The organism is Agathobacter rectalis ATCC 33656 (assembly GCF_000020605.1).
GTDB classification, from domain to species: domain Bacteria; phylum Bacillota; class Clostridia; order Lachnospirales; family Lachnospiraceae; genus Roseburia; species Roseburia rectalis.
On sequence record NC_012781.1, the window covers coordinates 329,690 to 339,681 of the forward strand.

At 39.7% G+C, this 9,992-nt stretch carries 13 protein-coding genes and 1 other annotated feature; of the genes, 12 read left to right on the forward strand and 1 reads right to left on the reverse strand.

The features are described from left to right. Window positions 1–8 precede the first annotated feature (8 nt). The 5 genes from EUBREC_RS01640 to EUBREC_RS01660 all read left to right on the forward strand — a co-directional run bounded on the left by EUBREC_RS01640 (window position 9) and on the right by EUBREC_RS01660 (window position 4,378). Window positions 9–671 carry an ABC transporter ATP-binding protein gene (locus tag EUBREC_RS01640; protein ID WP_022292753.1) on the forward strand — a complete coding sequence of 221 codons (663 nt, stop codon included), beginning with the start codon at window positions 9–11 and terminating at the stop codon, window positions 669–671. Next, window positions 631–1,929, forward strand: coding sequence for an FtsX-like permease family protein (locus EUBREC_RS01645; RefSeq protein ID WP_306718549.1), 1,299 nt, complete (start codon window positions 631–633; stop codon window positions 1,927–1,929). Before EUBREC_RS01640 ends, EUBREC_RS01645 begins: the two co-directional genes overlap by 41 nt. Window positions 1,930–1,992: 63 nt before the next feature. Then, on the forward strand, window positions 1,993–2,688 hold the full coding sequence (locus EUBREC_RS01650) for a response regulator transcription factor (protein ID WP_012741278.1): 696 nt from the start codon (window positions 1,993–1,995) through the stop codon (window positions 2,686–2,688). Further along, the gene (locus tag EUBREC_RS01655; protein WP_041253807.1) at window positions 2,678–3,874 is read left to right on the forward strand and encodes a sensor histidine kinase; all 1,197 of its coding nucleotides are present in this window, start codon (window positions 2,678–2,680) and stop codon (window positions 3,872–3,874) included. The genes EUBREC_RS01650 and EUBREC_RS01655 overlap by 11 nt, the downstream gene beginning before the upstream one ends. A gap of 57 nt (window positions 3,875–3,931) precedes the next feature. Then, on the forward strand, window positions 3,932–4,378 hold the full coding sequence (locus EUBREC_RS01660; protein ID WP_022292745.1) for a hypothetical protein: 447 nt from the start codon (window positions 3,932–3,934) through the stop codon (window positions 4,376–4,378). A 46-nt stretch (window positions 4,379–4,424) separates the two neighbouring features. On the opposite strand, the gene fliD is transcribed toward EUBREC_RS01660, so the two are convergent. Next, window positions 4,425–5,726, reverse strand: coding sequence for a flagellar filament capping protein FliD (gene fliD, locus EUBREC_RS01665; RefSeq protein ID WP_041253809.1), 1,302 nt, complete (start codon window positions 5,724–5,726; stop codon window positions 4,425–4,427). Between the two features lie 442 nt (window positions 5,727–6,168). On the opposite strand from fliD, the gene rpmG reads away from it, so the two are divergent. From rpmG to rplL, 7 genes are all read left to right on the forward strand, one after another. Beyond that, entirely contained in the window at window positions 6,169–6,318 is a 150-nt protein-coding gene (gene rpmG, locus EUBREC_RS01670; protein ID WP_012741283.1) for a 50S ribosomal protein L33, read from the forward strand. Window positions 6,319–6,345: 27 nt separating this feature from the next. After that, on the forward strand, window positions 6,346–6,561 hold the full coding sequence (gene secE, locus EUBREC_RS01675) for a preprotein translocase subunit SecE (protein WP_012741284.1): 216 nt from the start codon (window positions 6,346–6,348) through the stop codon (window positions 6,559–6,561). 18 nt (window positions 6,562–6,579) lie between these two features. After that, window positions 6,580–7,098, forward strand: coding sequence for a transcription termination/antitermination protein NusG (gene nusG / locus EUBREC_RS01680; protein ID WP_012741285.1), 519 nt, complete (start codon window positions 6,580–6,582; stop codon window positions 7,096–7,098). Window positions 7,099–7,112: 14 nt separating this feature from the next. Further along, entirely contained in the window at window positions 7,113–7,538 is a 426-nt protein-coding gene (gene rplK, locus EUBREC_RS01685; protein ID WP_012741286.1) for a 50S ribosomal protein L11, read from the forward strand. 227 nt (window positions 7,539–7,765) lie between these two features. Next, window positions 7,766–8,461 carry a 50S ribosomal protein L1 gene (rplA, locus tag EUBREC_RS01690; protein WP_015515515.1) on the forward strand — a complete coding sequence of 232 codons (696 nt, stop codon included), beginning with the start codon at window positions 7,766–7,768 and terminating at the stop codon, window positions 8,459–8,461. Window positions 8,462–8,559: 98 nt separating this feature from the next. Further along, window positions 8,560–8,699, forward strand: a sequence feature (ribosomal protein L10 leader region). A gap of 52 nt (window positions 8,700–8,751) precedes the next feature. Further along, the gene (gene rplJ / locus EUBREC_RS01695) at window positions 8,752–9,303 is read left to right on the forward strand and encodes a 50S ribosomal protein L10 (protein WP_012741288.1); all 552 of its coding nucleotides are present in this window, start codon (window positions 8,752–8,754) and stop codon (window positions 9,301–9,303) included. Between the two features lie 60 nt (window positions 9,304–9,363). Then, a complete protein-coding gene (gene rplL / locus EUBREC_RS01700) occupies window positions 9,364–9,738 on the forward strand; it encodes a 50S ribosomal protein L7/L12 (protein WP_015515516.1) in 375 nt (124 codons plus the stop codon). Window positions 9,739–9,992 lie beyond the last annotated feature (254 nt).

Consider the following 9,992-nt stretch of genomic DNA (forward strand, 5'->3'; position numbering starts at 1 on the left):
TGGTAAATATGTTGGAAATGATTAATGTATCGTATGCATATAAATCAAAGAAGGAAATTGTGCATGTACTGGATAAAGTTACATACAGATTTGAAATAGGAGAAATGTATGGAATATTTGGTCCGTCAGGTTCAGGAAAGACAACGTGCTTATCGTTACTTGCCGGTTTAGAAAAACCGGATGAGGGGGAAATTTTGCTGGATGGAGAAAATATACAAAATATTGGTGGAAGAAAACTGCGCCAAAACAGTATATCATTGGTTTTTCAGGATTATCAGTTATTTGATTATATGACTTCCCTTGAAAATGTAATGGTTGCAGCCCAGATAAGCTTACCTGATGTACCAAAAAAAGAATTGATAAAAATGTGTAGAGACAGCCTTGTAATGGTTGGACTTGATGATAGTCAGATAACCCGAAAGGTTACGGAATTGTCAGGTGGACAGCAGCAAAGAGTTGCAATAGCGAGGGCGTTGATAACAGATGCAAAATATATTCTGGCAGATGAGCCTACAGGAAATCTGGATAAAGAAAATCGAAGAAAAATTGTCGAATTGTTACAGCAGATAGCTCATGAACAGGACAGATGTGTTATAGTAGTAACCCACTCGGATTATGTAAAGAAAAAATGTGATATTTGCTATGATATGGGAGATGACGATGAGGAATAAATGGTGGCAGGCATGCAAAGAATTATTAGGGAGACCGGGGCGGAATATACTAATTGCTATTTGCATATTTGTACTGACACTGTTTTGCGGAATTGCAACATTTTTAGATTCGGCAATAGAGAGCTTTTACAAATCTTTTGCAGATATGGCAGGGTGTTGTGTTCTTGTTGAATCAGACGATTTTTCTACTTTAGATGATTGGAAAGATATTTTAGAATATGCAGATAATAATAAAAATGTTGTAGGATATAATAATGCATTTACAAGTGATATTATATGTGAAGCGGCAGATTTTGAAAATGTACCATATACAGAAAAACAAAGTGATTTTGAGAAAAATAAAATATATGTCAGTGGAAACATAAATACTTCTTACAATGAATATTTCAGTAGTGGTATCTTTAAGATTTCAAAAGGAAAATATCCGATGTCAGGTGATAAAGGGGCAATGATATCAGATAAGCTTGCCTCTGAAAATAACCTGTCAATTGGCAGTAATGTATCTATACAGTATGAAAATAATACAATCAGTATTAAGGTAATTGGGATTTATACTGCAATAAATACTCCAAAGACACAGGTGAGCGATGGCTACTATAAAGAAGTAGCTAACAGTATAGTATTCACTGATTATAATTCATATGTAGAATTAAACAATGAAGCAAGCTGTTATGGGATAAATTTTTTCAGCTCAGACTATAAAAGCACATCACTTTTATATGATGATATGAGTAAAATGTTTCAAAATGTTCCGAATTCGGCAGTTGTCAATCAGGTTTTGAATGAGGAACTGCAAATGACAGATGTAATATCAATGTTAAAAAGTATGACAAGTGTGACATTGAGTGTTATGTATATTGTATGTGTTGTGGTTATGTCGTTACTGACCGTTTTATGGCTTAAAGGACACTCAAAAATGATTGCAATATACAATACACTTGGACAGAGGAAATTTAAGACAATTCAAATTCTGTTATATGAGATTTTGATGATAACTGTTCCGGCACTTGTGGGTGCAGGAATATTGACATTGGGGCTGCTTAATAGATTTTCTGTCAATATTTTCAAATACTTTGTTGAATTTTGTGAGATTTCGAATTTTCAAAAAAGCTTTTCACTTGATATATGGAACTTTGAAATGAATATCTGGCAATTTGTGTATAGAATCGGGCTTTTGGAAATTAGCGTTATTTTAATAACTATGATTGGAAGCTGTATTTATGCTAATAAGGGTTTGCGCACATTAAGGAATAATTAGGAGCGGTTATGTGGTATAATCTTTTTGATGTAATAAACATGTATAATATGATAGGAGCATATAATGGACAAAATTCTTGTTGTTGAGGATGATAAAACAGTATACAGTGGAATAAAAAAGCTTCTCGAATTGCAGCATTATAGTGTGGTAATTGCGCAAAACGGTATGGAAGCCTTAGAAAAAATAGATGAATCGTTCAGCCTTGTAATAATGGATATAATGATGCCTCAGTTAGATGGCATTGAAACATGCAGGAGAATGCGTGAAAGACACAGTGTTCCGATATTGTTTTTGTCAGCAAAATCGGAAGAGCTGGATAAGCTGGAAGGGCTTGAAGTAGGTGGTGACGATTACATGACTAAGCCATTTTCGAACATGGAGCTTATTTCAAAGGTTAAAGCTCTTATCAGACGATATCTGGTATATGACAGTGGAAGTGCAAATCGCACAAACAAGGATGAAACTATAGAGACAGATGGACTTAAACTGTTTACGAATCGAAACAAGGTTGAGTTTAATGATAATGAGATAAAATTAACAGGAAAAGAATATGAGATATTAAAATTGCTGATGAAAAATCCTGACCGGATATATACGATTGAGATGATATACGAGATGGTATGGGATGAGGCTTTTACATATAATGCAAAGAATACTGTTATGGTACACATTAAAAATCTTAGGAATAAGCTTATAAAAGCATGTGGCGATGCATGTATACACACAGAATGGGGAAGAGGATACCGTTTTGAGAGATGATTTAAAGAGAGTAAAACAAAAGCTGTCTTTGACATTTGCAATTGCGATTATAGGCACATGCGTTGTTTTTGGACTATTATACTATCTGGGAATTGATTTGTTGAGCTATTATATTGAAGCTGGATCTTGTATGATATACTATAATGAAAAGCCATATATAGACGAGTTTCAACAATATGTATCTGATAATGATATAAGTACTACAGATGTCGAGCAATATGATGAATGGATGTCGGAGCATGATGTTGCGTTTTATAGTGTTCAGGAAATGGGGAAGGTAATATACAATAAATCAAATGTAGATAAGCTTATATCTCCGGCTAAAAATATGTATGATTACCGATTTACAGGAAGCTATGAGCTGCCTGTCCAGTTCTCCGATATTGAGGCGGAAGTATTTATATATACAGGATTTACGGAAAAATATTATATTGCTTTTATGATTTTTGATGTGGGATTTTCTCTTATGCTGGGAATTGTATTTGTGTATCTACGCATCAGAAAAATTATAGCGGGCTATCAAACAGAGCTTGAAGCATCACAGGAACAGGAGAAAAAAGCGCGACAGGAAAAGGATGAACTGATGCGTAATATGGCTCATGACCTGCGTACGCCGTTGACTGGTGTTATGACATATGTTGATGTAATGAAACTGGAGAACGAAGCATATGCCGAGAATATGAAAAATCTTAATTTTATAAGTGAAAAGGTATTGGATATCAGGACTCAGGTAGACAATCTGCTGGATTTTTCAATTGCCGGTTCACAAAGACCTGTTGAATTGGATGCATCAATGGATGTTGAGTATATATTTGGAGATTACCTCTCAGATGTGTGTGCTCAGCTTATGAAAAGCAATTATGAGGTTGATGCAGAAGGAATAAGCTTTAAGCAGGTAAAGGTTGCTGTTAATATGGCATTTTTGACAAGAATATTTTCCAATCTGACGGATAATATATATAAATATGCGGACAATAAGAAGCCTGTTGTTATGAAAACAGCTTTTACGAAAAAAACATTTAGCGTTGAAATTGGCAATGGCGTATGTGACAATAAAACGCTTCTTAAAAGTGCCGGGATAGGGCTTAAGAGCGTGGATGCGATGATGCAGCGCATGAATGGAAGCATGAGCTTTAAAAGGGAACATGGGAAGTTTTGGGTTAAACTGGAGTTTCCGATTGTGTAGTGAATATTTTTTCATGAAAACCTCCATACTAAATAGAAAAGAAGTATGGAGGTTTTTATGAGCAGAAATATTGAAAATCATGATTCGGTGCTCTTGCTTCAGGATTGCATAGCGGGCTGTAAGATGGCACTTGAGAGCATGGACGATATAAGAGAACACACAGATGACAAGCAGCTTCGTGAGCTGATAGACAAGTACTATGATGAGCACACCGGGCTGTCAGTGGATTGCAGGGATATGCTTGACAAAGCAGGTGCAGATATTAAGGAACCGGGTGTGTTTGCAAAGATGGCTGCGAAGCTGCAGACTGCAATGAAGATGGCAGTGAATGATGATCAGTCCCAGGCAGCAAAGTTACTGACGGAGGGCTGTAATATGGGCATAGAGACAATCAGCGGCAGTCTCAATGAATATCGCGATGCTGATTCAAAGAGTGTGGCAATTGCAGAGAGGCTCAGGACGCTTGAGGAAAAAATGGTGGGAGATCTGCAGCCACTATTATAAAAAATATAAAATAACGGCTGTTGTACTGATTTGGTACAACAGCCGTTTATGCGTAGCTGTCAAGCATCATGCCTGAATAAATTGACGAAATATATGGTGTGTTGAAATTGTGCCCGGGATTCTTATATGCCACAACAACCTTCTGCACATAGTTCATAGGGTTGACTGTCACAGAGTTTGCTTTGTCACCTATTGCATCCTTTAGTGCTGTAAGAGTGTTGAAGGTGTCATCAGCTCTGTCCGGACTAAGCGCACCGGCGAGGATATCGCGGTCAATGGTGAGTTTGCCGTCATCGTCTGTCATGAGACCGATGTAGGAAAGCTTTGACTGTGAGCCCTTTGTGATGGAGCTTATATCACGAAGCAGCCTTGTGGCATCTGCAGAGTCGTTCACTGAATAATCATCTGCCACGTCTATCATCTTATTGTATGCGTCAACCAGAGTCTGCACATTGTCGGCAACTGCATCGGAATTGGCCTTAAAACCGATGGCTGCGGCACCTGTATCTGTGGTCGGCTTTTTGAGCGTGAGCTCAAAGGTATTATTGATGGTAAAGGTGTTGGACAAGGATGAGTGCGCGGTGCCATTCAGCGAAAAGTCAGAATTGTGGGCAGGGGATGATACCTTATCAATACCCAGCTGCTTCATCATGCTTATGGACTCTGCGTTAGCTGACGGAGCCACACTAAAGAGAGAATCCTCAGTCTCGCTGAGACCTGTCTGCATTGATGTAAGCTGAAGCGCTGCCTTGCCTGAGTCATCATGGACTATGTCTGCCTCGATGCCAAGACCGGATGCGTTTATGAGCCTCTTGAGCTTGTCCTGCACCTCGCCGTTTGTTTCACCGGTGCTCACTCCGAACTGGAACTCATAGGATGATGCATTGGTATTTATGTCAAAAGAATAGCTGCCCGGTATAAAGGACAGAGCCTTGCTGTCTAAGTAGCTGCCGGTATTGACCTGTGGTGCGGCGAGCTGCCTGACCTCTATATCAAAGCCGTCTGCTCCTTTATTCTCTGAGCCGTCACCCACGTAGCGCACACCTACAGCATCCTCATTAGATGACTCCGCAACCTTCTTCTGGAAGGAGTCAGATGAGCCTGCGTATTTATCAGAAAGCGAATCCACGGCATTTAAGATGGCCTTAGAGCTTTCCTTTATATCGATAGCATATTTCTTGGCCTCGGACATATTGGAAATCTTGTACAGAGGGGACTCTTTATTTGTCTTTATTATTCTGTTGTATATCTTGCGCAGGTCGCTTTTCTTGTGCGAATCATAGCGCGATACCTCTTTATTGGCATAAGTGCTGGCATAGTAAGCGTAGGCACTGTCTATCTTTGCCATAAAGACCCCTCCTTTCATCCGTGAAAATCGTTTAATCCGTTAAATGGTAATCCTTTAAATATTATATTGTATAGCTGCGATTACTAATGCTTAACTGCAGCTATAATAAGCTATGTAAAATTTTTAATTATCAAATCCTACTTATACACATATATTATATCGTCATAATTGAGGATTTACAACAACAAAATACTTGAAAAATTCAGATAAATGTACTATATTTAGTTATGTATCTGTAAGATTTATAAAAATTAATTGCTGCCGGACATACAAAAAGGTACAGACAGCGGCACTGTTCAAAAGAATTTGCAATAAATTTTAAAATAGCTATTGACGGTTACGGCTCAACTGTGATATAGTATACAGGCTTGGAAATAGGTCTTTTTTTTATGCCTTTTTTTAAGGGTACAAACAACAAAGAATTTAAACGGAGGTGGAAGTCGTGCGTACAAAGATTACATTAGCGTGCACAGAATGTCAGCGTCGTAATTACAACATGACAAAGGACAAAAAAACTCATCCGGACAGAATGGAAACCAAGAAGTATTGTAGATTCTGCAGAACTCATACAATGCACAAGGAAACAAAATAGTCTAGGAACTGAGTGAAGGAGTACATTATGGGACAGAATGAAAAAGTCGAAAAGGCTCCAAAAACAAGCTGGTTTTCAGGTCTGAAAGCTGAATTTCAGAAGATTATCTGGCCTGAGAAGCAATCGGTCATCAGACAGACCATTGCAGTGCTGGCGGTTTCAGTAGTTACCGGTCTTATTATTGCGCTTCTTGACTGGGGTATCCAGCAGGGCGTAGATTTCCTTATTGGTTTACATTTTTAAAACGGAGGCAAAGTGATTATGACAGAAGCGAACTGGTATGTAGTTCATACCTATTCAGGTTATGAAAACAAAGTCAAAGCTAATATTGACAAAACAATCGAAAACAGACATCTTGAGGACCAAATCCTTGAAGTGCGTGTTCCATTGGAGGACGTTACAGAGGTGAAGAACGGTGTTCGTAAACAGGTTTCCAAGAAGATGTTTCCAGGCTATGTTCTTATTCATATGATTATGAATGATGATACATGGTACGTTGTACGAAATACCAGAGGCGTAACTGGATTTGTAGGTCCGGGAAGCAAACCGGTTCCTCTCACAGAAGCCGAGATGAGACCTTTGGGTATTAAGACGGAAAACGTGGTAGTTGATTTTGCTGAGGGTGACATGATAGTCGTTATCGGCGGTGTCTGGAAGGATACAGTCGGTGTTATCACAGCTATGAATTATCACAAGCAGACAGTTACAATTAATGTAGAGCTGTTCGGTCGCGAGACACCGGTAGAAGTAAGTTTCGCAGATGTTAAGAAAACAAATTAAGGAGGCAATTCCAAATGGCAAAGAAAGTAGAAGGATACATTAAATTGCAGATCCCTGCTGGAAAGGCAACTCCAGCTCCTCCAGTTGGACCTGCACTTGGACAGCACGGTGTAAACATCGTAGAGTTCACAAAGCAGTTTAATGCAAAGACAGCCGATCAGGGCGACTTAATTATCCCTGTAGTTATTACTGTATATGCAGACAGAAGTTTCAGTTTCATTACTAAGACTCCACCTGCTCCGGTATTAATCAAGAAAGCTTGCAAGATTCAGTCTGGTTCAGGCGAGCCAAACAAGAAGAAAGTTGCTAAGATCACAAAGGCACAGGTTCAGGAAATCGCTGAGCTTAAGATGCCTGACTTAAACGCAGCTTCACTTGAGTCTGCAATGAGCATGATCGCTGGTACAGCAAGATCAATGGGTGTTGAAGTGACCGAATAACACTTAGCGAAGCCAAGCGTATAACGCGCAGGCTGAGGTTAGTGTGAGGTCGTTCTCTGAGATTAGCGAAAGCAAGCCCGCCTTTTGGGCGAAGCTTGAACTTAGCGAAGAGAACATACCCCTAAAATAGTTACAATATTATGTAACTTAAATTAAATTAGAATAACAAAGAAACGTAAATGTGGGAGGGTCCTCTCCCGATATTACCACCAGGAGGTTATTTTTTCATGAAAAGAGGAAAGAAGTATCAAGACGCTGTTAAGGCATTTGATAAGAAAGAGCAGTACGATGTTGCTGACGCTATCTCTATCGTAAAGAAAAATGCTACAGCTAAATTTGACGAGACAATCGAGCTTCATCTTAGAACAGGCTGCGACGGACGTCACGCAGAGCAGCAGATCCGTGGTGCGGTTGTATTACCACACGGAACAGGAAAAACAGTTAAGGTTTTAGTTTTCGCTAAGGGAACTAAGGTTGACGAGGCACAGGCAGCAGGAGCTGACTTCGTTGGAGGCGAGGAGTTAATTCCAAAGATCCAGAACGAGGGATGGTTAGACTTCGACGTTGTAGTTGCTACACCTGATATGATGGGTGTTGTTGGTCGTTTAGGACGTGTCCTTGGACCAAAGGGCTTAATGCCAAACCCAAAGGCAGGAACAGTTACTATGGATGTAACAAAAGCTGTTAACGATATCAAAGCCGGTAAGATTGAGTACAGATTGGACAAGACAAACATTATCCATGTGCCAGTTGGAAAAGCATCTTTCACAGACGAGCAGTTAAACGACAACTTCCAGTCTCTTATGGGTGCAATTAATAAAGCAAAACCTGCTAGCTTAAAGGGTCAGTACATTAAGAGCGCAACTCTTACATCTACAATGGGACCTGGCGTTAAGTTAAACGTGGTTAAGATTACACAGTAAGATAGTTAAACAGTTACAGTAAAACAATTTACAAGACCTATCAAACGCCAAGCAAAAGTTTTGCGGAAAGTAATTGACATCCGTAATATAGTTTGATATAATTGCAATGCATATTGCCGAAGACAGTAGGTGCCGCAAGGCGTAAACGTAGAACCTACCGAGGGAATTTTCGAGATTTATCTTGAATTTTGACTTGTACCCTTCTGTCGACAGGCAGGAGGGTTTCTTTGATTAATAAATCAAATACCTCATGTCTTTTATGCGAAAATCTAAAAGGAGGTAAATGAATCGTGGCAAAGGTAGAACTTAAACAGCCAATCGTAGATGAGATTTCCGGTGTTATCAATGGTGCACAGTCAGTAGTAGTTGTTGATTACTTAGGACTCACAGTAGCAGAGGATACTCAGTTACGTAAACAGTTAAGAGAAGCCGGTGTAACTTACAAGGTATACAAGAATACTTTAGTAAACCGTGCAATCCAGGGAACAGAGTTCGAGGGATTAAAGGATGTCCTTGAGGGACCAAGCGCATTCGCTGTATCAACAGAGGATGCAACAGCACCAGCTAGAATCTTAGCTAAGTTCGCTAAAACAGCTCCGGCTTTAGAGATTAAAGCAGGTGTAGTTGAGGGAACATTTTATGATGCTGAGGGTATGAAGGCAATCGCCGCTGTACCTAGCAGAGATGAGCTTCTTGGAAAATTACTTGGAAGCATTCAGTCACCTATCACAAATCTTGCTCGTGTACTCAATCAGATTGCAGAGCAGGGTGGCGCTGCAGATGCAGCCGTAGAGGCAGCACCAGCAGAGGATGCTGCAGAGGAAGCTCCAGCAGCAGAATAATTCAAATATTATATTTGAACCTTATTATCATAATTAAATTTTTAAATGGAGGAAATTATAATGGCAAAGTTAACAACAGCAGAGTTTATTGATGCTATCAAAGAGTTAAGCGTATTAGAGTTAAATGATTTAGTAAAAGCTTGTGAAGAAGAGTTCGGTGTTTCTGCAGCAGCAGGTGTTGTAGTTGCAGCAGCAGGAGCTGACGGAGCAGCAGCTGAGGAGAAGACTGAGTTCGACGTAGAGCTTACAGAGGTTGGACCAAACAAGGTTAAGGTTATCAAGGTTGTTCGTGAGATCACAGGTCTTGGACTTAAAGAGGCTAAGGACGCTGTTGATGGCGCACCAAAGGTTATCAAAGAGCAGCTTGACAAGGCTTCAGCAGAGGATGCTAAGGCTAAACTTGAGGCAGAGGGTGCTAAGGTTACTCTTAAATAGTCGGATAGGCTACGAGCGGAGTAAAAACATAAAAAAGAGCCAAGGGCAAATTCTATTTGCGCCTTGGCTCTTTTTTATGTTTTTATTGCGCGACAGTCGGAGCGCGTCCCGAAAATGCCTGAGCATTTTTGGGACCTCTGCCCGTAGCCTATCCGACGGCGAATGAAAAAATAAAAAAAGTACTTGCAATTGTCAGTAATTTGTTGTATAGTATACGTTGCACTATTGTGGTGCAGTGGCATTTTTATGCAATT

Bases quoted from the DNA above. Each gene is read 5' to 3' on its own strand.
- EUBREC_RS01640 (WP_022292753.1), top strand. From the start codon at position 9: ATGTTGGAAATGATTAATGTATCGTATGCATATAAATCAAAGAAGGAA.
- EUBREC_RS01650 (WP_012741278.1), top strand. From the start codon at position 1,993: ATGGACAAAATTCTTGTTGTTGAGGATGATAAAACAGTATACAGTGGA.
- EUBREC_RS01660 (WP_022292745.1), top strand. From the start codon at position 3,932: ATGAGCAGAAATATTGAAAATCATGATTCGGTGCTCTTGCTTCAGGAT.
- fliD (WP_041253809.1), bottom strand. From the start codon at position 5,726: ATGGCAAAGATAGACAGTGCCTACGCTTACTATGCCAGCACTTATGCC.
- secE (WP_012741284.1), top strand. From the start codon at position 6,346: ATGGGACAGAATGAAAAAGTCGAAAAGGCTCCAAAAACAAGCTGGTTT.
- nusG (WP_012741285.1), top strand. From the start codon at position 6,580: ATGACAGAAGCGAACTGGTATGTAGTTCATACCTATTCAGGTTATGAA.
- rplK (WP_012741286.1), top strand. From the start codon at position 7,113: ATGGCAAAGAAAGTAGAAGGATACATTAAATTGCAGATCCCTGCTGGA.
- rplA (WP_015515515.1), top strand. From the start codon at position 7,766: ATGAAAAGAGGAAAGAAGTATCAAGACGCTGTTAAGGCATTTGATAAG.
- rplL (WP_015515516.1), top strand. From the start codon at position 9,364: ATGGCAAAGTTAACAACAGCAGAGTTTATTGATGCTATCAAAGAGTTA.